The 23,865-nt window shown below is 39.7% G+C and carries 20 protein-coding genes and 1 pseudogene; 14 read left to right on the top strand and 7 right to left on the bottom strand.

Going from position 1 to position 23,865, the window contains the following annotated elements; genetic code table 11:
• Window positions 1-321: 321 nt before the first annotated feature.
• The 6 genes and pseudogenes from CQA49_RS07445 to CQA49_RS07425 all read left to right on the top strand — a co-directional run bounded on the left by CQA49_RS07445 (window position 322) and on the right by CQA49_RS07425 (window position 6,795).
• A complete protein-coding gene (locus CQA49_RS07445; protein ID WP_115575340.1) occupies window positions 322-1,854 on the top strand; it encodes a class I SAM-dependent DNA methyltransferase in 1,533 nt (510 codons plus the stop codon).
• Complete coding sequence (locus CQA49_RS10310) at window positions 1,854-2,099, top strand: hypothetical protein (RefSeq protein ID WP_220271734.1); 246 nt, start codon at window positions 1,854-1,856, stop codon at window positions 2,097-2,099. Before CQA49_RS07445 ends, CQA49_RS10310 begins: the two co-directional genes overlap by 1 nt.
• Window positions 2,100-2,101: 2 nt before the next feature.
• Entirely contained in the window at window positions 2,102-3,046 is a 945-nt protein-coding gene (locus CQA49_RS10305; RefSeq protein WP_220271733.1) for a restriction endonuclease subunit S, read from the top strand.
• A gap of 81 nt (window positions 3,047-3,127) precedes the next feature.
• Window positions 3,128-4,687: pseudogene (locus CQA49_RS07435) on the top strand (ATP-binding protein).
• Window positions 4,688-6,232, top strand: coding sequence for a type I restriction endonuclease subunit R (locus tag CQA49_RS07430; RefSeq protein ID WP_115575339.1), 1,545 nt, complete (start codon window positions 4,688-4,690; stop codon window positions 6,230-6,232).
• A gap of 59 nt (window positions 6,233-6,291) precedes the next feature.
• Window positions 6,292-6,795, top strand: a complete 504-nt coding sequence (locus CQA49_RS07425) for a DUF4136 domain-containing protein (RefSeq protein ID WP_115575338.1) — start codon at window positions 6,292-6,294, stop codon at window positions 6,793-6,795.
• Between the two features lie 28 nt (window positions 6,796-6,823).
• Here the strand turns inward: CQA49_RS07425 and CQA49_RS07420 are convergent, their stop codons facing one another.
• The 4 genes from CQA49_RS07420 to CQA49_RS07405 are packed head-to-tail and all read right to left on the bottom strand — an operon-like array spanning window position 6,824 to window position 10,625.
• Window positions 6,824-8,017 carry a glycosyltransferase family 9 protein gene (locus CQA49_RS07420; RefSeq protein ID WP_115575337.1) on the bottom strand — a complete coding sequence of 398 codons (1,194 nt, stop codon included), beginning with the start codon at window positions 8,015-8,017 and terminating at the stop codon, window positions 6,824-6,826.
• Between the two features lie 2 nt (window positions 8,018-8,019).
• Window positions 8,020-9,543 (bottom strand): Ppx/GppA phosphatase family protein, encoded by a 1,524-nt coding sequence (locus tag CQA49_RS07415; RefSeq protein ID WP_115575336.1) that lies wholly within the window; start codon window positions 9,541-9,543, stop codon window positions 8,020-8,022.
• The gene (locus CQA49_RS07410; RefSeq protein WP_115575335.1) at window positions 9,544-9,795 is read right to left on the bottom strand and encodes a YfhL family 4Fe-4S dicluster ferredoxin; all 252 of its coding nucleotides are present in this window, start codon (window positions 9,793-9,795) and stop codon (window positions 9,544-9,546) included.
• Window positions 9,796-9,851: 56 nt separating this feature from the next.
• A complete protein-coding gene (locus CQA49_RS07405; RefSeq protein WP_115575334.1) occupies window positions 9,852-10,625 on the bottom strand; it encodes a hypothetical protein in 774 nt (257 codons plus the stop codon).
• Window positions 10,626-10,678: 53 nt separating this feature from the next.
• Here CQA49_RS07405 and CQA49_RS07400 point away from each other — a divergent pair, with 53 nt between their 5' ends.
• Window positions 10,679-11,686: a Gfo/Idh/MocA family protein gene (locus CQA49_RS07400; RefSeq protein WP_115575333.1), complete on the top strand. Its 1,008-nt coding sequence runs from the start codon at window positions 10,679-10,681 to the stop codon at window positions 11,684-11,686.
• A 62-nt stretch (window positions 11,687-11,748) separates the two neighbouring features.
• Here the strand turns inward: CQA49_RS07400 and CQA49_RS07395 are convergent, their stop codons facing one another.
• The 3 genes from CQA49_RS07395 to tgt all read right to left on the bottom strand — a co-directional run bounded on the left by CQA49_RS07395 (window position 11,749) and on the right by tgt (window position 15,207).
• Complete coding sequence (locus CQA49_RS07395) at window positions 11,749-12,831, bottom strand: Mrp/NBP35 family ATP-binding protein (RefSeq protein ID WP_115575332.1); 1,083 nt, start codon at window positions 12,829-12,831, stop codon at window positions 11,749-11,751.
• A gap of 78 nt (window positions 12,832-12,909) precedes the next feature.
• Window positions 12,910-13,833: a methionyl-tRNA formyltransferase gene (locus CQA49_RS07390; protein ID WP_115575331.1), complete on the bottom strand. Its 924-nt coding sequence runs from the start codon at window positions 13,831-13,833 to the stop codon at window positions 12,910-12,912.
• Window positions 13,834-14,019: 186 nt separating this feature from the next.
• A complete protein-coding gene (tgt, locus tag CQA49_RS07385; protein WP_115575330.1) occupies window positions 14,020-15,207 on the bottom strand; it encodes a tRNA guanosine(34) transglycosylase Tgt in 1,188 nt (395 codons plus the stop codon).
• 74 nt (window positions 15,208-15,281) lie between these two features.
• Between tgt and CQA49_RS07380 the strand changes: the two genes are divergently transcribed.
• From CQA49_RS07380 to CQA49_RS07350, 7 genes are read left to right on the top strand one after another with little or no spacing between them, the layout of a single operon-like run.
• The gene (locus tag CQA49_RS07380; protein WP_115575329.1) at window positions 15,282-16,769 is read left to right on the top strand and encodes a COG3400 family protein; all 1,488 of its coding nucleotides are present in this window, start codon (window positions 15,282-15,284) and stop codon (window positions 16,767-16,769) included.
• 9 nt (window positions 16,770-16,778) lie between these two features.
• Window positions 16,779-17,822 carry a 3-dehydroquinate synthase gene (gene aroB, locus CQA49_RS07375; protein WP_115575328.1) on the top strand — a complete coding sequence of 348 codons (1,044 nt, stop codon included), beginning with the start codon at window positions 16,779-16,781 and terminating at the stop codon, window positions 17,820-17,822.
• Window positions 17,819-19,531: a mechanosensitive ion channel domain-containing protein gene (locus tag CQA49_RS07370; RefSeq protein WP_115575327.1), complete on the top strand. Its 1,713-nt coding sequence runs from the start codon at window positions 17,819-17,821 to the stop codon at window positions 19,529-19,531. Before aroB ends, CQA49_RS07370 begins: the two co-directional genes overlap by 4 nt.
• Window positions 19,531-20,814, top strand: a complete 1,284-nt coding sequence (gene mtaB / locus CQA49_RS07365; protein ID WP_115575326.1) for a tRNA (N(6)-L-threonylcarbamoyladenosine(37)-C(2))-methylthiotransferase MtaB — start codon at window positions 19,531-19,533, stop codon at window positions 20,812-20,814. The genes CQA49_RS07370 and mtaB overlap by 1 nt, the downstream gene beginning before the upstream one ends.
• The gene (locus tag CQA49_RS07360; RefSeq protein WP_115575325.1) at window positions 20,801-22,510 is read left to right on the top strand and encodes an AAA family ATPase; all 1,710 of its coding nucleotides are present in this window, start codon (window positions 20,801-20,803) and stop codon (window positions 22,508-22,510) included. The genes mtaB and CQA49_RS07360 overlap by 14 nt, the downstream gene beginning before the upstream one ends.
• The gene (locus CQA49_RS07355) at window positions 22,491-23,480 is read left to right on the top strand and encodes an alpha/beta hydrolase (RefSeq protein WP_115575324.1); all 990 of its coding nucleotides are present in this window, start codon (window positions 22,491-22,493) and stop codon (window positions 23,478-23,480) included. Before CQA49_RS07360 ends, CQA49_RS07355 begins: the two co-directional genes overlap by 20 nt.
• Window positions 23,477-23,854, top strand: coding sequence for a hypothetical protein (locus tag CQA49_RS07350; protein ID WP_115575323.1), 378 nt, complete (start codon window positions 23,477-23,479; stop codon window positions 23,852-23,854). Before CQA49_RS07355 ends, CQA49_RS07350 begins: the two co-directional genes overlap by 4 nt.
• Window positions 23,855-23,865: the final 11 nt, after the last annotated feature.

Below are 23,865 nucleotides of genomic sequence, written 5' to 3'. Positions count from 1 at the left end.
CCCAGCTCCATTCCGAACCTGGCAGTTAAGCTCCTCTTCGCTGATGATACTGCACTTTGCAAGTGTGGGAATGTAGGTCGATGCAGGGATAGGGGAAAAATTCTTACATAATACTTCATAAAACTTCTTGTTTGAAATCACTTCTTAAATTTTAATTTATTGTTAGCTTTGGTGAAGGTTTGATTTATTGATTGCTTTTTAATATTTAGAAAAAGTAGTTTGGTGGTTGGGAAACTTGGATTCTGAAATACAAACCTATACTTAGAATCTATAGCTTAAATTATGCTAAAATTATGCTCTTAAATAGATAAAAGGTATATTATGGCAAAGCAAACAAAGCAAACCAACTCAAAACCTCAAAAGTCCCTAGAAACCGCACTTTTTACCGCAGCTGATAAGCTTCGCAAAAACATAGATGCAGCTGAATATAAACACATAGTGCTAGGCTTGGTGTTTTTGAAATTTATCAGTGATAGTTTTCAAAAGCTTTATGATGAGTTAATAAATGATGGCGAGGACGCTGAGGAAGAGGATTTTTATATCGCAAAAAATATCTTTTTTATCCCGCAAAATGCTCGCTGGCAAGACCTAATCAAAAAGGCAAAAACGCCTAGCATTGGCAAGGATTTAGACTATGCCTTAGAGCTTATCGAAAAGCAAAATGAAAGCTTAAAAGGCGTTTTACCAAAAGTCTATGCAAAAGAAAATCTTGATAGTGCTACGCTTGGGGATTTGATGAATTTAATTGATTCTATAAGCTTAAAAGAAGCAAATACAAGCGATATTTTAGGGCATGTTTTTGAGTATTTTTTGGGTGAATTTGCTTTGGCTGAGGGCAAAAAAGGCGGGCAGTTTTACACTCCAAAAAGCGTTGTAGAACTGCTTGTAAGTATGCTTGAGCCTTATAAAGGCAGGGTGTTTGACCCGTGCTGTGGCAGTGGAGGTATGTTTGTGCAAAGTGAGGAGTTTATCAAAGAACATCAAGGAAAGATAAATGACATATCTATCTTTGGGCAAGAAAGCAACCAAACCACTTGGAGGCTAGCAAAGATGAATCTAGCTATGCGTAAAATTGACTCCTCGCAAGTGAAATGGAACAGCGAGGGAAGCTTTTTAAACAACGCACACAAGGGGCTTAAGGTGGATTTTATCATCGCAAATCCGCCTTTTAATGACTCAGATTATTTTAATGAAAGCCTTGCAAATGATGCAAGATTTAGCTTTGGCACGCCTCCTAGCTCAAATGCAAATTATGCGTGGATTCAGCACTTTATCCACCACCTCGCACCAAATGGCAGGGCTGGCTTTGTGCTTGCAAAAGGAAGCCTTACGAGCAACACAAACAGCGAGGGCGAAATCCGCAAGCAAATCATCGAAGCAAATTTGGTTGAATGCATAGTCAATCTACCCGCAAAACTCTTTTTAAACACACAAATTCCAGCCTGCCTGTGGTTTTTAAGAAGAGGCAAAACGCACACAAACACACTTTTCATAGACGCAAGAAATCTAGGCACGCTCATCAACCGCAAAAATAAAATCCTCACAAATGATGATATAAAGCTCATCTCAAGCACCTATCACAAATGGCAAAAAGCCCAAGAAAATGCCGACTTAAACGACTACGAGGACACAAAAGGCTTTTGCAAATCCGCATCACTTGAGGAAATCCGCGCGCTTGAGTATATACTCACACCCGGACGCTTCGTAGGGCTTGAAGATAATGATGAGGAGTTTGACTTTGAGGGCGAATTTGCAAGGCTCAATGCAGAGCTAAGAGAGCAAATAAAACAAGAAGAAATCCTAAACAAACAAATACTTGCAAGCCTTGATATGATAGGTACTAAGGCTGAATAATGGAATCTAACTTTTTTCAATCATTGCAAAAAGAAAGCTGGGAGGAAGTGAGACTTGGGGATATTATAGATATAAAACACGGCTGGGCTTTTAAAGGAGAATTTATAACCACAGAGCCAAATAATAATATTTTAGTAACACCCGGAAATTTTCACATTGGAGGTGGTTTCAAATCAAATAAATTCAAATATTACAAAGGAAATTTTCCAGCAGAATACATATTAAAAAAAATGATATTGTTGTAACTATGACAGACTTAAGTAAAGAAGGTGATACGCTTGGTTTTTCGGCAAAAATACCAAATGACGATTTTACATATTTGCATAATCAACGAATAGGACTTGTCAAGTTTATATGTAATCCAGATAATATTTGTAAAGATTTTATTTATTGGTTAATGAGAAGCAGAAATTACCAGCAATTTATTGTTGGAGCTGCTACAGGAACTTCAGTAAGACACACCTCTCCTACACTTATAAAAAGCTTTACCTTTAATATACCACCCCTCAAAACCCAAGAAAAAATAGCACAAATTCTAAGTAGCTTTGATGATAAAATAGATTTACTCCACAAACAAAATAAAACCCTAGAAACCCTAGCCCAAACATTATTCCGCCATCATTTTATAGAAAATGTTAAGGAAAGCTGGGAGGAAAAGGCATTAAGCGAGATTGCTGATTTTCTTAATGGCTTGGCTTGTCAAAAATTCCCTCCAAAAGATGATATAAATAAATTACCTGTTTTAAAAATCAAAGAATTAAAAGAAGGTTTTTCTACTTCATCGGATTGGGCTAGCTCTGATATAAATTCAGAGTATATTATAAAATCCGCAGATGTAATTTTTGCTTGGTCGGCTTCTTTGATGGTTAAAATATACTATGGTAAAAAATGCTTTCTCACCCAGCACCTTTTTAGAGTTAGTTCTAAACTATCCCAAAAATGGTTTTATTATTTTGGGTGTGTTTATCACTTGAAAGAATTTATATCCATTGCTTCGGCACACGCCACAACAATGGGTCATATAAAAAGGCAGGATTTAGATAACGCAATGTGTGCTGTGCCAGATTCTAAAACTTTAAAAGAATTTGATTGTGTATTTGTTCCTCTTTTTTCTAAGTTAGAAAATAACGCTAAAGAAATTCAAAACTTAGAATCTCTGCGTGATATAATTTTAAAAAAGATTTTGGGGTAAATATGAACAACTTCATCATTTTTTCAAAACTAATTTTTAGAATATGATATAATTTTTTTAAAAAATTAAAGGAGATTTACAATGAGAATTTCAAAGGTAAAAATAAAGAATTTTAGAAGCTATAAAGATGAAATAGAAATTGAATTTGGAAACTTAACCGCACTTGTTGGAAAAAATGATTTTGGTAAATCTACTATATTAGAGGCATTAGATATTTTTTTAAACGAAAATTCTGGTGTTGTAAAGCTTGATAAAGATGATATTAATAAACAAGCTTTAATTGAAAATGAAAACGCAAATATTAGAATAACCATAGTTTTTGATGATTTGCCTAGTGAGATTATAATTGATTCTACCAACCCTACCACATTAAGCGATGAGTATTTGTTAAATAATGACGGGAAACTTGAAATTATAAAAGAATACAAATTTGGATCAAAAGCAACTGAAAGTGTTTTTATCAAAGCCTATCATCCGACTAATGAAAAATGCAATAATTTATTAATAACAAAAATTGCAAGCTTGAAAAAAACTTTGGAAGAAGAAAAAATTGAGTGTGAAGATAAAACGAAAAGTGCAACCATAAGAAAAGCTATATGGAATCATTTTAAAGACAATTTGCAGTGTGAAGAAGTTGAAATCGACGCAAGTAAAGAAGAGGCTAAAAATATTTGGGAACAATTAAAAAAATATATGCCTTCATATTCATTATTTCAATCAGATAGAAAAAATAGCGATGGGGACAATGAAATACAAAATCCAATGAAACTTGCCGTAAGTGAAATTTTTAAAGATGAATAGATACAAAAAACACTAGATAAGGTTGCAGAGAAAGTTAGAGAATCGCTACAAGAAGTTACTAAAAACACCATTGATAAGCTAAAAGAGATGAATCCAGAAATTGCTGATAGTTTAAACCCAAATATACCAGAAACTAGTAGTTTAAAATGGGTAGATGTTTTTAAAAATGTTTCCATAACAGGCGATGAGGATATTCCTATTAATAAACGAGGAAGTGGAGTTAAAAGGCTAATTTTATTAAATTTCTTTAGGGCTGAAGCTGAAAGAAAAAGAAATATAGCAAAAGCTCCAAATATTATTTATGCAATAGAAGAGCCAGAAACTTCTCAACATTTTAATTATCAATATATGCTTATTAATGCTCTTTTGGAACTCTCCAAAACAGATAAAACTCAAGTCATTCTTACCACACATAGTCCATCTATTGTTAAAATGCTTGATTTTGACAACATAAGACTTTTAAAAAATAATGGAAACTCTAAAGAAGTTGTTAAAATAGAAAAACAAAGCATGCCAATACCTTCTCTTTATGAAATAATTTTCTTAGCTTTTGGCGAAGCCTATGAAGAATATCATAATGAGCTATATGGTTATATACAGGCCGAAGATAAGTTTAAAGAATATGAAAAACATAAACAAACCATAGAATATATTAAGATAGATCCAAGCAGTAAAAAAACATTTAAGCAGAATGTAATTTTAACAAAATATGTAAGGGATCAGATACATCACCCAGAAAATAAACTTAATAGAAGATTTACAAATGAGGAGCTTAAACAATCAATTAAAGATATGCGGGATTTTATTGAAACAAACATTAAGCAATCACAGGACAATTAAATGCCAACCAACCAAATAAATGAAAATACTATAGAAGCAAAGGCTATAGAGCTTTTAACAAATCTTGGTTATAAGTATAAAGAAGCTAAAACTTTACAAAGAAAAAGTGATGAGTGGATTTTGCAAGAGGAGTTTTTGCGCTCAATTTATGCTTTAAATTTCGCTCAAAATAAAAGATATGATTTTTTAACTGAGGAGCAAAAGGAAAATTTAGTCAAAGAAGCCTATAAAAAGCTCATTCAGCTTGCAAGTGATAATAACGAGCTTTTAGAGCAAAATAAGGCTTTTCATAATTATCTTATTAATGGTATGAGTTTAAGCGTGTTTGCTGGTGGGGAGGAGCGGAGCGTAAATTTAGAGCTTATCGACTTTGAAAATATGGCTTTAAATGAATTTTTAGCAACTCGTCAATTTTCTTTTCGCCAAAAGGCTACAAATCGCTTTGATATTTTGCTTTTTATCAATGGCTTGCCTTTGGTGGTTTTTGAGCTGAAAAATCCCCTTGATATAAATGCGACTTTGGAAAATGCCTTTAATCAAATTCAAACTTATAAGGCAGAATCTTGCGCGCTTTTTGTTGCAAATGAATTATGTGTTATTAGCGATGGTTTTAGTGCTAAGGTGGGGAGTTTGAGTGCGGATTTTTCCCGTTTTTTATCGTGGAAGATTAAAGATAAGCAAGCAGATTCTAAACTTGAGCTAACAAATCTTATAAATGGCTTGTTTAATCCTAGCGTTTTGCTTGATTTTATCCGCTTTTTTATCACTTATGAAAATGTGAAATTTCTTGATAAAAACGGCTACGCACAAAGTAAAATCATCAAAAAAATCGCTGCTTATCATCAATATTATGCTGTAAATAAAGCCATTTTAAACGTGCAAAAGGCGATGAGTGAGGGCGTGGCTGGAGAAAGCAAAAAAGGCGGTGTAGTCTGGCACACTCAAGGTAGTGGAAAAAGCCTTTCTATGGTGTTTTTTGCGGCTAAGGCTTTAGACAAGCTAGGCAATCCAACCCTTGTAATTTTAACCGATAGAAACGACTTAGATAATCAGCTTTTTACCACCTTTAGCCACTCAAGCGAGCTTTTAAGAACCACTCCAAAACGCATAGATTCTACAAAAGATTTAAAAGATACACTTAAAAACATAAAAGGTGGAATCATATTTTCAACTATGCAAAAATTTAAAGATGAGAATGAACACTTTGAGACTTTGAGTAAAAGAGAGGATATTATCGTTATCGCTGATGAAGCGCACCGCACGCAGTATGGTTTTGAAGCGAGATTAAGAGGCGAGAAAATCAGCTATGGTTATGCGCAAAATGTGCGTGATGCCCTGCCAAATGCTACTTATATAGGCTTTAGCGGAACGCCTATAGAAAAAGATGATGCCAATACGCGTAGTGTTTTTGGGGATTATATCGATATTTATGATATGAAGCAAGCTGTTCAGGACGGCGCTACTGTGCCGCTGTATTATGAAAGTAGGCTTGCTAAGATTCATTTGAGTGATGAGGGTAAAGGTAGGACGATGATAAGCTTTTAATTTGGGTATAATGCTCTTATTTGATTTGTTTTGAAACCTTAAGCTAAAAAGGAGATAAAATGAAAAAAATAAAATTAATAGCTGTTGGATTGTATTTAGGTGTATTGTTTCAAGCATGTGCAATTTTAGAGCCGGTGGATACTAAAAAATACGGGTCTATAAATGACTATAAATTTGCGTATATTAAGCCAACCGAATCTATTAATTCTGGTGTTGGTGTGGGGTTTGGTAATGGCGGAGCTGGAGGATTTTTTATGGGTGGTGCAAATGTGAATAAGTCGCTTAATCCAAGCAGTATTATTTCTGGGGTTCTCATTAAAAAAGGACTTATAATAGTAGATTCCATAAAAGATCAAGATAAGACATTGATTGTTAATTATGGCCAAGGAGAAAAAAGGAACGTGATAGGAGGACTTGGGGGTTACACACTTGGAGTAACTATTCAGATGATTAAAGCTTCTACGAATGAGCCTGTGTATATTTGTAGCGCGGAAGGACAGGGTGAAACGGAGGTTGATGATATTAGAGAAGCTATTAGTCGTTGTTTATCAGAACTAGATTAAATATCGTTGCAATCTTATATTTTAGATTCTAGTTTTTTAATATCCCCATCGCGCAGGTCGCGATGTCGTGCGGTGGGATAAGATTTATTGAAAAGTCATCTTTTTTGTAGCGCGCGTTTGTATTTGCGTTTAAGGTGAGATTGCGTGCGCCGATGAGCTTAAAGCGCTCCTGTGGCGTGTTGCCAAAAAGCGTTATAGAATCGCGCCCAAGCGCCCACGCAAGGTGCGTGATGCCCGTATCCCCACCGATAAGTAAATCCGCCTTTGATACCAGCGCTTTGACACAATCAAGGCTAAGCCCGCAAAGTGGCGTGAGCGTGAGCCTAAGAGCGCCTGTTTTATGCGTTTTGCTAAGTGCAATTATTTCGCGCGCCTTGCTCGTGTCTTTGTGGGAAAGCAAAATAATCTGCGCGCCTTCACCAAAAATGCGCGTAGAATTGCTTGCAAAATCCCCACAGGAATCCTCGCTAAGCCCACTCTGAAAATCCCCGCCCCCACAAAGTTTCTCGTCTAATAAATCAATAAGCTCACTAAATTGCGCGCTTGCGTAAGTCTTTGAAGGAATTGACGCTTCAAGCACAAAGATAATAAGCCTTTTATTTCGCTCTAAAATTTTTTCTACATGCGCCCTTGCTTCAGCACTATAGGCAAAGCCCTTCTCGCGCTTGCAAAGCATTGTCTCTAGCAACTTTTGAGAATCCTCGCCTTTTGATTCCCTTGATCCCGCTAATCCCGCGCACAAATCCCGCGCTTTTCCAATCCCAGATTCTGCCAAAGTCTCTAAAACTAACAAGCCATTGCGCTTTAAAATATTTTCTTCATAGCCAATTTTTACGCGCCTTGTGTAAAAAAGTGCGCTTAAAGATTCTTTAGCACTTGCAAAGCCAAAGCCGATAAACTCACGCTTTTTTAGCATTGCGCCCAAAAGCGCGGATTTTAGCAAGCCCTGCATATCAAGCACAATGTCAAACTTTTCAAGCGCACACAAACGCTTTCTTAAGGCAAGTTTTTCGCGCAAATTTGTTTTTTTAAGTTTGATAATTTCTAGTGTGTCAATTAGTGGAGAATCTTGCAAAATCCCCGCAAAGCGAGAATCCACAAACCAAGTGATATGCACTTTTTGCCCACTAGATTCTAGCATTTCTCTCAAATAAGCTAAAAATGCCGCGCTTACGATGCAATCCCCAAGCGCGGAGAGGCGGATAATGCCGATTTTTAGCAAGCTTATTCCTTGATAATGGTGATTTCTAGCGATGCGATAGGCTTTTGCAATTTTGGCAAGGTTTCGGCGCAAAGATACAGAGAATCTTTTGTAAAAATTTTTAGCTCACAGCGCGCGTAATCAAACTCATAGCGCAGTTTTGGCGCATTTGCACCCTTATGCAGGCTTTGTGCGAGCGCGATGATAAAGCTTAAATATTGCAACTTTTCAAGGCTAGGCAAATCATCGCTTAAAAGCGGCTCTTGTTTGGGGATTTTTTTATCGCTATATTGTATGAGAAGCTCGATAATAATGCGCTGTGTGTGGGAAAATCCATACTCTAGCCCATTTAGCAAAATGTATGCGCCATGCAAATTTGCCTGATAAAAATTTAGCACCACGCCAATTTGACTTAAATACGCACCAATGCCTAAAAGCGCGCGTAACTCCTCGTTACATTTATGCAATGGCAAAAGCGCGTCAAAAATCTTTAGCGCGCTTTGCTTAAGCGCTTTTGCTTGCTTCTCATCTAAAGAGAATCTATCTTGCAGGCACGCGATTGAGGGGTTAAAATTTGGCGGGAAATGGAGATTCTGATTTCTTAACATATCTGCTAAAAATACACCTTCTCGCACGCCCGCGCCACTTGTGATAAGACGCTTGCCTTGCAAATGTTCTAAAAAAAGGCTCAAAATCAGCGTCCCGCTGCGAATAGTATCAAGCCTATCTTGCGGGACAAAAGATTCTAGCTTGTGCATAGGCGCGTGGATAATTTTGTCAAAAAAATCCTTGTGCTTAGCGATTTCATACTCATAGCCATGAATGCGATTAAAGGGGTAATTTGTCTGCTTCATTATAAGCTTTGAAAGCGCGCGGATACTCCCACCCACGCCAAAAATCACAGAATCTTTATACTGCGCGCCGAGCTTTGAAAGCTCTTGTTTGATGTAATGCGTCGCGCCGGCGATATCGCCTTTGCTTTCATTTTTAGAATCATTTTTGCCCGCACCCTTGCGCCCTTTAGATTCTGCCTTGTCAAAAAACAGCTCTTTTATGCGGATTGTGCCGACATTTAGCGAGATGGTGTCGATGATTTTCCCATCTCTTATAAGCGCGCATTCCGTGCTACCACCGCCGATATCAATGGTAATGCCATTTTTTTCATATAATAAATTCGCACATGCAATCCCGCCATACAGCGCCTCGCTCTTGCCATCGATAACCTTGATACTAAGCCCGCATTCTTTTTTCACGCGCGCGAGGAATTCCTTTGCATTTGGCGCATCACGCAGGGCAGAAGTCGCCACACAAAAAAGCTTGCGACTTTTATGCGCCTTTGCAATTTGTAGAAATTCTTTTAACGCACTCAATGCGCGCTGCATCGGCACAGGCTGCAAGATTCCATTGTTTTCATAGCAACCCTCAGAAATGCGCACCTTGCTTTTAACTTCACAGATTAAATGGAATCCAAAACGGCTTGTCTTGCGGAAAATCGCCATTCTCGCCGAGTTTGAGCCAATATCTATGACGCTGGTGACTTTTGCCATTTACTCTGACCTTTGCAGTTGCTCAAATTTATAGCGTAGCTCCTCGATATTCTCGACATTGTCAGGATCTGGCATAATCGCATCTACAGGGCAAACTGAAATGCAATTAGGCTCATCATAATACCCTACACATTCCGTGCAAAGATCTGGATCAATCACATAAAAAGGATCCTCTGCCTCAATAGCAGTATTTGGACACTCCTCGCGACACGCATCGCAAGCTATACATTCATCGCCTATCAGTAAAGACATCTTTTCTCCTTAAAATGCTGTTGTGAAAAATAGCTGTGTTTTTAACCAAAAGCTTTTTAATCTTTCCTTAAAACGCCAAAACTTACATCAAGCCCGTGCGTATGTGGGGCTAAATGACTAAAAATCACACAGCTTTGTGGCAAAAGTGAAAGGAGGGAATCATAACTTTTGCTTGGTAAATAAAGTGCCTGCGCGCCCGCAAAAATCACCTTTTTGACTTCAGCGCTATTGCGCACAATGCAAATGGGTGTGAGCATAAGGCGCGAAGCAAAGAGAGTGAGATTTTTTAGCTCTTTTGCGCTTAAAAGGTTAGATTCTAAAAGCACGCAATCCGCGCCATAAAGTGCAGATTCTAAAATCTCATATTCACTTACAAACGCGCTTTTATGGATAATTGGCAAGCTTGTATAACGGCGCAAGTGGGAAAGAAACTCTAAATGCTCAAAAGCAAGATTCTTAGAGTGTTTGGTTTGCGCTTTAGTTTGTTTTTCAGACGCACCTTGTTCTAAAAAAAGCAGAATCCTAAGCGTATCAATGCAAAAAAACGCATTTTTATTTTCCTGCGTTTCACGCTCAACCTCCTTTTCAGCCTCTTGTGCGCCTTGTATAAAGGCATACAGCTCATTTGGTGGCAACTCACAAGCCCTATTTGCACCAGAATCTTTGCGGGTGAAATCCTCTAAACTCACCCTTGAAGTAAAAGGACAATACGCAAGCGTGCGCCCTAGCGCGTCAAAGTCAAGCAAGGATTCTCGCTTTTTTAGCGCGCTTAAATGCGTATCAAGCGCATTTTGGGAATAAGGCTCAAAAGAAGTGCTAAAATGCCACATTAAATTGCTCCAAAAAAGAAATTTTGTGATTGTATCACTAAAAAGGTAGAGAAATGGCTGGTAAAAAATGTGCTGTGGTGGGCTATGGCTATTGGGGTGTAAATGTCGCGCACACGCTTTGCGAGGTTAGCGGGGCGGAGTTTTACGCGCTTTGTGAGATTGATGGCGCGCGTGTGGAATTAGCGCAAAAAACCTATCCAAATCTTAAATTTTATGCGGATTTTGAGACGCTTTTGAGAGATAAAAATATCGAGTGCGTGTTTCTTATCACACCACCACACACGCATTTTTTACTTGCAAAAAAGGTGCTAGATTCTGGTAAGCATTGTTTTGTGGAAAAGCCCTTATGTCTGCAATCCGCGCAAAGCTTAGAACTCTATGAATTAGCCGAGAAAAAAAATCTTGTGCTTTATTGCGATCATATTTTTTTACATTCCCCTGCGGTGCGGTATTTGAAGGAAAATCTTAGTGACTTTGGCAATATCATCTCAATCACTGCAAGGCGCATAAACTTGGGACTTTTTCAAGCGCAAACTGATGTGATTTGGGATTTGGCGATACATGATTTGAGCATTATTGATTATTTGGTGGGACTAGAAATTAGGCGCGCGAGCGTGTTTAGCACGAAATATCTCAACCACCCAAACCCCGCACTTGCAAATATTAGCCTAGAGCTAGAAAATGGCGTGATTGTGCTTATCCATGTTTCGTGGCTTTCCCCTACAAAAGTGCGTGAGCTAAGCATTGGCGGGAGCAATCAAAGCGCGATTTATGATGAGACAAAGCGCGAAAAGCTCAAAATTTATAAAAGCGGCGTGGTGGTCAATGAGAATCTTACGCGCAATGACTTGTATCAAAAAATGGTGGAATACCGCCTAGGCGAGACACTAAGCCCCATGCTACCGCAAAAACTCGCGCTCAATGCCTCGATAGAATGCTTTTTGACACTTATTAGCGAAAATGAAAAGCACATAAGAGATAATCTCGCCTTTTATCGCGCACATACCTTGCGCGTGATAAAAGCGCTAGAATCTTTAAGTGAAATTCAAAGCAAGGGATAAAAAGTGATTTTTGCAGATTCTGCTTTGCTTGAGTGGCAATTGAGTGAGAATCTGCAGTGTTTTTAGCGTGGCTGGATAGATTGATTATTTGCAAGTTTTTCAGAATCCACCTTTTGTAAAAAGCGTGAAAGTGTTTCAGCAGCTTGTAGATAGGCTTTTGCACTTTTGCTTTGTGGTTCAAAAAAGACAATGGGCTTGCCATTATCCCCGCCTTCGCGCACCTTTGGCTCTAATGGGACTTGCGCTAGAAGTGCGCTTCTATAGCTTTGAGCAAGCTCATTTGTGGTGCTTTTGCCAAAGATTTCATATTCTTCCCCGCAATTTGGGCAAATAAAACCGCTCATATTTTCAATAACGCCCGCTATTGGGATATTGAGCTTACTAAACATATCTAAACTGCGCGCGCTGTCATCTAAGCTCACTTTTTGTGGCGTAGTGACAACCACACCAGCACTCACCGGCACACTTTGCGCAAATGTCAGCTGCGCATCGCCTGTGCCCGGTGGCATATCTATCACAAGCACATCAAGCGCGCTCCATAGCACATCTGTAAGCATCTGCTCAATCGCACGCATCACCATAGGACCGCGCCAAATAAGGCTCTGCCCCTCTTCATACAGCACGCCGATACTCATCATTTCCACGCCATAGCTTTTTAGCGGGATAAGCTTTTTTTGCGCTTCATCAACTTCTGCCTTATTTGCGTTTAATCCTAGCATACGCGGGATATTTGGTCCATAAATATCTGCATCTAAAAGCCCAACTTTTTTGCCCTGTTGCGCTAGTGCTATGGCGAGATTCACACTTGTTGTGGATTTCCCCACGCCTCCTTTACCTGAGCTCACCATCACAAAATGCTTAATTTGCGGTGCGAGATTCTTACTTTGTGGCTCTGGCTTAGGTGCTGGCTCTGGAGTGGAGATATTTATTTTTGCATTTTCTAAATTATGCGGTTTTAGCGCGCGCAAAATATCTTGCCCAAGCTTTGTGACAATCTCGCTTGAGCTTGAAGGAATGCTAATATCAATGCTAGGTGGCGTGCTTGTGGTGTCGATATTTTTGACAAAACCAAAGCTTACGATGTCTTTTTGAAAGTTTGGATAAATCACGCCTTTGAGAATCTCTAAAATCTGCTCTTGTGTCATAATAAACTCCGTGTTGTTGTATTTTGGTTGTTGTGATTTTTAACAAAAAAAAGTAAATTAAGTTTCCCCAATTTGCGTCTAATTTGTGCCTAAAATATCGCCAACTTGCAAGCGCGCACCTTGCAAATACGCAAACGCACTCATCGCATTTTTACTCGGTGGCTGAATCTTAGCAATCTTTAAACTCCCGCGCTCACAGCCCACGCGCACAAAATCTTTGGTAATTTCCAGAATCTCACCCGCTCTAAATTGCCCCTCACTCTCAAATCCTAGTATTTCGCTAAGCTTAAGTCCATTTTCACAAAACACACTAGGCCAGATTCTAAACGCACGATAGGCGTTAAAAATTTCGCGCGCATTATGGAATCTCACCAGTCCTTGCTCTTTTTTAATTTTCTTGCAATAAGTGCAATCCGCACTGCATTGCTTTAATGGCAGAATCTTTTCTTTTAAACTGCGTAAAAATACTTGTGCTCCGAGCTTTGCAAGGCTAGATTCTAGCTCTTGTATATCCTGCCCTACATTTTTCACATAGCCAAATCCTAGCACCGCGCCAGAATCTAAGCCCTTTTCCATCTGCATTACACTCACGCCAAAAAAATCTAAATCTTCTAAAATCATCTGTTGCATTGGACTTGCCCCGCGTAAATGTGGCAAAAGCGAAGCATGGATATTTACACAAGGCGCGAGCTCTAAAACCTCTTGGGGAAGAATGCACCCATACGCCACGACAAGGATTAAATCAATTTCAAGTCCGCGCAAAGTTTGGGAATCCACGCGCTGTGGTTGCAAAATTGGTAAATGCGGGAAGTGGTGGGAAAAAAACTCCTTGCAAATTGGCGCTTTAAGTTGCATTTTGCGCCCGCTTGGTTTATCTTGCTGTGTGAGAAGCCCCACAAACTCGATATTTTCATTATGCGCGATATTTTTTTTGTGAATCTCCTCAAAGGCGATTTTTGCAAACTCCGGCGTGCCTGCTAAAAGAATTTTCAAAGGTTTCATTGATTTATTCCTTTCTATATTGATTCTGTCGTCTCAGCGGGAGTGAATCCCGCTTCGCCCATTCCTTATTGGACTATCACTTTGGCTAACGCCAAAGCTCCGCCTCCGCTTTCACCTTCGCGGAAGTGAATTCCGCTTCGGCTCCAGCTTCGCGACCACACAAGACCTTTTTTTGATTCTGGCAAGTTAACAGCCTTGCGCTAAATCTTCTAAAACCTGCTTTTTATACGCCAAAAAGCGGTTTTGCAAAATGGCTTTGCGTGCATTTTGGGTAAGCTGATGATAAAAGTAGAGATTATGAATAGTAGAAAGCCTGTGGTAGGTGATCTCGCTACTCCTATAAAGATGATGCAAATACGCGCGCGAGTAGTTTTGACACACATAGCACGCGCAGTTTTCATCAAGTGGCTTGGTATCAAGCGCAAAGCGCGAGGATTTGATATTGAGCTTGCCTTTGCTTGTGAAAATGCTTGCATTGCGTGCATTGCGAGAAGGCATCACGCAATCAAACATATCAACCCCGCGCGTAATAGCCTCTAAAATATCTTGTGGCGTGCCAACCCCCATAAGATAGCGCGGTTTATGCTCTGGCATATAGGGCGTGGTAAATTCTATCGCTTCTTGCATTTCCTGCGCGCTTTCTCCCACCGCAAGCCCACCTATGGCATAGCCATCAAAATCGCCCAGCTCTGCTAATCTTAGCGCGCATTCCTTGCGCAACTTAGAATCTACCCCGCCTTGAATGATTGCAAAAAGATGATTTGTAGGATTTATGCCTTTTTGCTTTTGCTCTAGGTGGTATTGCAGGCTCATTTGCGCCCATTGTATTGTGCGCTCAATCGCCTTTTCTAGCTTATCTTTTGTCGCAGGCAAGCCCACAAGTTCATCTAAAACCATGCAAATATCGCTATTTAGCGCGTATTGAATATCTAGCACTTTTTTGGGTGTGAAAAGATGTTTGCTCCCATCAATGTGGGATTTAAACTCCACGCCCTCATCGCTAATTTTTACATTTTCACCCAAACTAAATGCCTGAAATCCCCCGCTATCGCTTAGATAATTCCCGCTAAAATTTGCAAACTTATGAATCCCGCCAAAAAATTTTAATCGCTCAATCGCGCCTAAATGTGTAGATTCTGCAGAATCCACGCCTTGTTTTTGCAAGCGCAAATACATATGGTAGGTGTTTGCAAGGATAATTTTTGAGCCAATATGATTTGTTATATCATTGCTATCAAGCGCCTTTATACAGCCTTGCGTGCCAACGGGCATAAATACAGGCGTTTCCACCACGCCATGAGCCAAATGCAAACTTAGCGCGCGCGCTTTTGCATTGTTTTGAGAATCCGCCTTGCTTTGGATTTGTATTTGCATCAACAAAACTCCTAAAATATACATTACTTTTTGTTATAATGCGCCCTTAGATTTTGCGCTTTTAAGGACTTTTTTTGAAAAAAACACTCGTGCTTGCTGATGGAATTGTAGCAAAGATTTTTATCCAAAAAATTGTGACACAATATTTCAGCAATAACTCTTATATCATCGTTTGCAAGGATAGCGCAATGCTCCCAGCGCAGATTCCAAGTTCGATTGAAACTTTTGTGCTGGATTATACTTCTGCTTTTCGGCTTTCAAATATCTTTGAAGGAACCTTGCAAGATGTGTTTATTATCATTGAAAATCCAAAAGAGCGCTTTGTGCTGTATGATTTGGTGCGTGAGTTTAACCCAAAGATTAAAATCGTGCTTTTTAATAACCATGAATTTACCACCCACACCGCGCAAGGCACGGATAATGCGGCGGTTACATTGCGAGAGGATTTGCAGAAAAAAGGCGAGGTTGATACAAATTTAGTTGTGATAGATTCTGAAAATCTTGTCGCAAATCGCCTCACGCAACGCCTCCCAAATGTCCCGCTTATCCCTAGAGGCTTTGGGTTAGAGCAAGGTGAATTGATGGAAATCGCCGTGCCACCGGGGAGCATTTTTGCTTATCGTCATATAGGCTCAATCCAGCAAAAAAAATGGCGCATTGTTGGAATCTATCGCCGAGCCGAGCTTATTTTAGCCTCGCATTCTCTTGTGATTTTGCCAAATGATGTGTTACTAACAGCGGGTGATTCTGTCGTGCTAAGCGATGTGTATAGGCGCGCAAGAAGCGATATCGGGCAGTTTCCTTCACCTTTTGGGAAGGATATTTTTCTTTATATCGATATAGGTTTGTCAGATGAGTTTTCTTTGCTAGGTGCGCTAGAAGATGCACTTTTTTTGCATAAACATTTAAAAAACAATCAGCTTATTATACAAGTGCTAAATCCCGCAAATATGGAGCTTTTGGAAAAAATCCGCGAAATTATTACAAAAAGTGATGCGCCAAAAGTGCAGCTAAATTTTTCATATAGAATCAGTGACTTTCCCACGCTTTTAGAAAGCGATACCAAAAAGCGTCCGGGGCTTATCATCATTAATCAAGATATTTTTTTCTCGCGCAAAAATCGCTCCGCACTTTATAAAAGCGGTGCGCCGGTGCTAAAGGTGGGAAATGAGCGCATAGAGAGTGTAAAAAGAAGTTTTTTGATTGTAGATTCTAATTTGCAAAAGGCAGAAAATATCGCTTCTGTGATGTTTGATATTTCTAAGCAATTACAGCTTGGCACGAGATTCTATGATTTTGATCCAGATTCTAACCACCAGCACACGCTTTTAAATAATATTGAAAATCTTGCAAAAATTTTCTCTCAACAGCCAGAAATAACGCTTTCAAATTCTTTTAACCCAATTTTATTTTTGCAACAAAATGCAGAAACATTTTTGCAATTTATTCCTTTTGATAGTTCTATCACGCGCACGAAGTTGCTCGCGTTTGTATCGGTGGATTCTCATAAGCTTTCTTTTCTTATAGAGAAAAATCCGCAAATCTTTATCCCGTATTTATAAAGGATTTTTATGCAAGAAATTTCAATCACAACCCCAGCACACAGCTACAAAGTCCATATTGCAAAGGCTTTGCCAAAAATTACGCTTGAGTGCAAGGTGCTTATTGTCTCAAATCCAAAAGTCGCGGGATTGCATTTGCAAAGTCTGCTAGCAAATATTGAGGCAAAAGAAGTGTATGTATGTATAATCCCAGATGGCGAGCGCTATAAAACAATGCAAAGCGTGGAAAGCATTTTAGAATGCGCTTTTACACATCGCCTTGATAGGAATTCTTGCTTTGTGGCTTTTGGCGGTGGCGTAGTGGGCGATATTGTGGGCTTTGCAGCAGGGATTTTTCAGCGCGGGGTTGGCTTTATACAGATTCCCACAACGCTTTTGGCACAAGTAGATTCAAGTGTGGGCGGGAAAACGGGCATAAATAATCATTTTGGCAAGAATCTTATCGGGCTTTTTCATCAGCCAAAATCAGTGTATGCAAATCTTTCTTTTTTACAAACGCTAGATTCTCGCGAGTTTAGCGCGGGCGTGGCGGAGATTATCAAAATGGCAGTGTGCTTTGATGAGGTGTTTTTTGAGTTTTTAGAGCAAAATGATTTGAGTGATTCTAAGCATTTGCAATACGCGGTGGCAAAGAGCGTGGAGATAAAGGCAAAGGTTGTCAATGAAGATGAAAAGGAAAAGGGAATCCGCGCCGCGCTTAATTATGGGCATACTTTTGGACATGTGATTGAGAATCTCACGCATTACAGCAGTTTCTTACATGGGGAATGCGTGGCGATTGGTATGAATATGGCAAATAGGTTGGCGTGCAAGCTTAACCTTTTACGAGATTTAGAGTGCGCGCGTATAGAAAAGCTCTTAACGCGTTATAATTTACCAACGCGCTATAAAATTAGCGATTGCGCGGAATTTTATGAAAAATTTTTCCTTGATAAAAAAAGCAAGGATTCTAAACTCACTTTTATTCTACCACAAGGTTTGGGTGGCGTGCAGATACGCAATGACATAGATAAAGGCGTGATTATGGAAGTTTTAGAGGAATTTAGCAAGTGAAGGCAGTTATTTTTCTTTGTGTTTTATTTTTTGCAAGCGTGAGTTTTGGGCAAAATGCTGCTGAAGCACAAGCGCTAGAATCTAAGCTTGCGCGCATTGATCAAGCAATCGCACAAAGCAATAATCCATGGCTAAAGCAGTATGAAAATATCAAAACCTATGGGGATTTGAGCGAAGAGATTGAAAGGATTGAATCTGAACTTAGCACCTTAGAATCCCATACTAAGGATATTTCACAAATTAACCAACTCAAATCTTCCCTCCAAACGCTCAAAAAACAGCTCGAACTTGTAGAATCTTATGCCAAAAATCCCTACGATCAGCTCCTTGACACGCCAGATATCAAGGACATTCCGCATATTACAAATCCAATTTTGATTGTAAGCGGATATTCTTTTATTAAAAATTTGCAATCCTATCAAAACACGATGGAACACAACCAAAAATTACTTGATAGCTTGCTTGAAAATTTAGAGCAAAAATATGATATTTCTCAAACGCTCGCTGTGCATTATCGCAGTATCCAAAGTGAGAGCGCAAAAGCAAAAGAGTATGAGACGCAACTTTTAGAGCTTAAAAAAATGATCCAAAGTCTAGGATCCGCGCAAAAGATTCTCAAAACTTCGCATGAGATTTATTTCAAAAACATTGATGATGTGAAAAATTCGCTAGAAGGCGAGATTAAAGAGCAAGTTTTTAAGATGATTTCTATTGCGATTGCTATCGTGGCAATTATTCTAATCGCGCTTTCAATTAAGCTTGCTTTGCGTAAATATTTAGATGACAATCGCGTTTATACCGCAAATAAGGTGATTAATTTTTTAAACATTAGCCTTGTGGCAATTATCTTGCTTTTTGCGTATTTAGAAAATGTGACTTATCTTGTGGCGATTGTGGGTTTTGCGTCGGCTGGTTTGGCGATTGCGATGAAAGATTTGTTTATGAGCGTGCTTGGGTGGTTTGTCATCGTGCTAGGCGGAAGCGTGCATGTGGGCGATAGGGTTAAAGTCATCAAAGATGGCGCGGTGTATGTGGGCGATGTGCTTGATATTTCTGTGCTGCGCCTTACGATTTATGAGGACATTACGCTTACTTCTTATATGGAAAATCGCCGTGCAGGGCGCATTATCTTTATTCCAAATAATTATGTTTTTACCACACTTCTTGCAAACTACACGCATGCTGGAATCAAAACCGTGTGGGACGGGATAGACTTCACTATTACTTTTGATAGCAATTACAAAAAAGCGCTCAAAATCGCCACTGAAATTGGCAAAAAATATTCCAAAGGTTATACAGAAGTCACGCGCAAGCGTATGGAGCGCCTAAAGGATAGATTCTCACTGCGCAATATGAATCTAGAAACGCGCGCTTTTTGTATGCTAGAACCAAATGGTATTAGGATTTCGCTTTGGTATCAAGTCAATTCTTATGCCACGCTCACGCTTAGAAGCACGATTTCAGCGGAAATTATCGAGCATATCTTGCAAGAAGATGACATACATATCGCTTACCAAACGACAAAAGTTGTCACCAAAGGAGGCGATGGAATCGGCAATAAGCCTTTTATGCCAGAGGATTTGCAAAATCCTAACGCGCACCACACTAGCCATTCTAGCCACCATAATCACGCTAGCCACGCACACCACACGCATAATGCCTCGCCAAAAGCCCCGCCATTTGCGCCAAATAAGGAAGATGGAATCTAATGCGCGTATTTTTTAAAACCTTTGGTTGTCGGAGCAATCTTTTTGACACGCAAGTAATGATTGCAAATTTAAAGGACTTTGAATGCGTGCAAAATGAAGAGAGCGCGGATATTATTGTGATAAATTCTTGCACCGTGACTAATGGCGCGGATTCTGGCGTGCAAAGCTATATTAATAAATTTAAAGATAGCAAAAAGCTGTATTTCACAGGTTGCGGGATAGAATCTAAAGGCAGGCAAAATTTTAATAACAACACCACTTTTGGCACTTTCCCGCATAGCTTGAAAGAAAATATTAATGCGCTTTTGCTTGAAAAAAAGCGCTTTTTTTATGAGGAAAAAACGCCAGAACACATTGACAGCACGCTTGTGAGTGAGTTTGTGGGCAAAAGGCGCGCATTTGTGAAAATCCAAGAAGGTTGCGATTTTGCGTGCAGTTATTGCATTATCCCAAGTGTGCGGGGTAAGGCGCGAAGTTTCCCAATGCCAAAGATTTTAGAGCAATTGCAACGCCTGCTAGATTCTGGAATGAGCGAGATTATTCTTACAGGCACAAATGTAGGAAGCTATGGGCGGGATTTTGGGAGTGATATTAGCGCGCTGGTGAAAGAAATTTTTAAGCTCAAAGGCTTAAAGCGCCTGCGTATAGGAAGCCTAGAGCCAAGCCAAATAACAGAGGAATTTTTAGAGCTTATCCAATCACCACTTTTTGAAAAGCATTTGCATATCGCCTTGCAACACACAAGCAACACAATGCTAGAGATTATGAATCGCCAAAATCGCGTAGAAAGCGACAAGGCGCTTTTTGCGCGTTTGCGAGAAAAAGGATTTTTCTTAGGCACAGATTTTATTGTCGCGCATCCGGGCGAAAGTGAGCAGGTGTGGGAAGAGGCGTTAGAGAATTTTAAAGAAATGCAAATAACGCATTTGCACCCATTTATCTATTCCCCAAGGAATGGCACGCGCTCAAGTGGGCTAAAAAATCACACTTTGGGCGATGAGGCTAAAAAACGCTTGCATATTCTCAAACAAATTGTAGAATCTAACAATCTCAAAGCAAGGCAAGACTACCAAAAACGCGCAGATTCTAAGCCTTTGCAAGTGTTGATAGAATCAAGCAAAGAAAATCAATTTTTTGGGCTTGATGAGTTTTTTAATAAAATCACGCTAGAAGTGGATTCTAAATCCGCGCCTAATTCCTATACAAACACCCTTGTAAATGGGCAGTGGCTGGAAATAAGCCAATATGTCCCACAGAAAGGAAAAAATTATGCAAAAGTATAAAACGCTCACTTTTTCGCTTATTATTTTGCTTGTCGCTGCGATTATTGCGATATTTTTGCTCTTTAGAGATGAAAGCGTGCTACTTAGTCCGTATGAATTTAGCCAAAAAGTCAAAGAGCTAAGCCCGCAAAAAATTACCCTGCAAGATGATGAAGCAAGCTTTTTGCACGAGCGCACGCGCTATAAAGTGGCGCGAGATTCTCTAAATTTAAATGAGATTGATCCAAAGATTATTTTGCAAGTCAAGCAAAAGCACAATTCTTTTTTGAATGAAATCGGGCTTTTTGTCGTGCTTTTCATCGGGCTAGCGGTGATTATTAAGGCAATCTCAATGCTTTTCACGCAGGCAAAGCCCCAAAAATTAGAGCCAAAAAGGGAATTTGATATTAATGCAAGCAATCTAAGTGGCACCATAGGGCAAAAGCCAACTTTTGAAGGAGGCGACTTTGCGTCTTCCTTGCAAAGTCCGATGCAGAGCGCTACGACTTTTAAAGATGTCGCAGGGATCGAGCTTGTCAAGGAAGAATTAGTTGAAATTATCGACTACCTTAAAAATCCCAAAAAATACCAAGATCTAGGCATTAGACTGCCAAAAGGCGTGCTTTTAGTCGGACCACCCGGAGTTGGGAAAACCATGATCGCAAAGGCTGTGGCTGGGGAAGCTGGCGTGCCGTTTTTTTATCAGAGTGGCTCAAGTTTTGTGCAAATTTATGTCGGAATGGGCGCAAAACGCGTAAGAGAGCTATTTTTGCGCGCTAAGGCAAAAAGTCCTAGCATTATCTTTATTGATGAAATTGACGCGGTAGGCAAGGCACGCGGAGGCACGCGCAATGATGAAAGAGAAGCCACGCTTAATCAGCTTTTGACAGAAATGGACGGCTTTGAAGATTCTAGCGGGGTGATTGTTATCGGCGCGACAAATAAAATTGATGTGCTTGATGAAGCGCTTTTGCGTCCTGCGCGCTTTGATAGGAGAATCTATGTCGAGCTACCTTCGCTTAGCGAGCGCATGCAGATTTTTGAAGTGTATTTGCGGAATAAAAAATACGATTTTGATGTGCAAGAGATTGCGCGTCTTTGCGTTGGATTTAGCGGGGCTGCGATTGCGGCACTTGTGAATGAAGCCGCGCTTTGTGCCTTTCGGCGTAAAAGTAGCGTGATACAAAAAGAGGATATTTTAAATATCAAAGATAAAGTGCTTTTGGGCAAGAAAAAAATCCTAAGCTATAGCGAGGAGGAAAAAAATATCCTTGCGCTCTACCAAAGCGCAAAGGCGCTAAGTGCGTATTGGCTGGATATTGATTTTGATAAAATCTCGTTAATAAGTGAAAGTTTCAAAGAGATTGACAAAGAGCTTGTGAGTAAAGATGAGATGAGTAATAAAATCAAAATGCACCTCTCTGGCAGTATCGCGGTGCAGATGATTTATAATCAAAATTTTAGCAACGCAAAAGAGGATCTTTCCCTTGCAAAGCTCATCGCTGCGCAAATGTGCGAGGAATATGGCATGGGAAAACGGCTTATTACTGATAGTAGCGATATTGTGGAGATTTTAGAATCTGCACGCGCGCAAATGCAGGAGTTTTTGGCAGATTCTAAGGCGGTGCTGCTAAGAATTGCTGAAAATCTCTTAAAAAGTGAGCGTTTAAGCAAGGAAGAGATAAAGGCAATTTTAGATGAAAACTACGCGTTTTAATGGTTTATTGCTTTGCATTTGTATGCTTGCGTTTGCGTTTAGTGTGGCAAATGCGCGCCCTGAAAGTGAGATTGAAATGCTAAGTAAAGACGCACAAAAGTATTTTGTGATAAAAGAGCCATTTTTTTTGGAATCAAAAAAAGGTATAAAATATAAGATTTTTATCGCGCATACAAAGGACTTGGGAGATTCTAAGAATCTGCAATCTACGCCTTATCGCACGCTTTTTGTCCTTGATGGAAACGCGCAATTTCCTATGGCGCTAAATGTTTGCACGCAGGAATTTACAAAAAAGCAAAAAGGCAAAAATGCGCCATTGTCTCAAGCGCCTTTATTAATTGTTGGAATCGGCTACGAGGGAGAAAAGCCCTATGATATGCCTTCGCGCACGCGAGACTTTTTGCCTAAACTCTCGCCAAAAGATTTGAGTATCGCACCAAAAAATGCAGAATCTGTAGATTCTAAGAATCCAAAAAACGCCGAATATGAACGCGCAAGCGATACAATAAATGGGGCAAGCTCTCGAAATGAGATTCTTTTTAATACTATCCAAAATTACAGCGGAGGGCAGGAGGATTTTTATAGCTTTTTGAGCCATGAACTCACGCCGTTTTTGCAAAAAAGCTATGTGATAGATTCCAAGCATTTTGGGATTTTTGGGCATTCTTTTGGTGGGCTTTTTGTGCTTAGCGCGTTGCAGCAAGAGGCGCAGATTTTTAGCCATTATTTTAGCGCCTCGCCTTCAATTTGGATTTTTCAAACGCCTCGCGCTTTGCAGATTCCAGATTCTAAGCGCGTTGTGATAAGCGTGGGAGAGAGGGAAAATGTCGCAATTTTGAAAAATTATGTAGCTTTGCAAAAAGTAAAAAATAGCGATCTTAGCTTTTTTGTAATCCCAAATGTCGGGCATGGCGGAAGTATCAAGCCAAGTCTAAAGCGAGCGTTTGAGCTTTTGGGAGAAAAGAAGTGATTTTTGGGAATCTCACCCAAGCATTTACAGATTCACAAAATCAAGATTCTCAAAAGCAGTTTTTTACGCTTTTAAAGCGTGTTGTGGCGCGGTTTGAAAATAATCCTTATGTTTTTGTTGGTATTAATGCGCAAAATTCACGCGCTTTACAGGAATGCAAGCAAAAAGTCGTGCAAGGACTGAGAGTGCAAAAATGTATTTTTATCGAGTTAGAATCTAAAAAAGCTAGCAAAGTTTTGGCGCAAGCACTTGAAATGGAGGAGTTTTTCACCATGCATAAAATCACGCTCACGCTTTTTTTGCGCGCATCTTTAGCGCAATTTGCCTCGCAAAATTTGCCTTCTTTTTTGCGCCTTTGCGCGCTCAAGGCTTAAAGGCGATTTTT

The organism is Helicobacter sp. MIT 00-7814 (assembly GCF_003364115.1).
In the GTDB taxonomy this organism is placed as follows: Bacteria; Campylobacterota; Campylobacteria; order Campylobacterales; family Helicobacteraceae; genus Helicobacter_F.
This window is presented reverse-complemented; position numbering and strand designations above follow the sequence as displayed.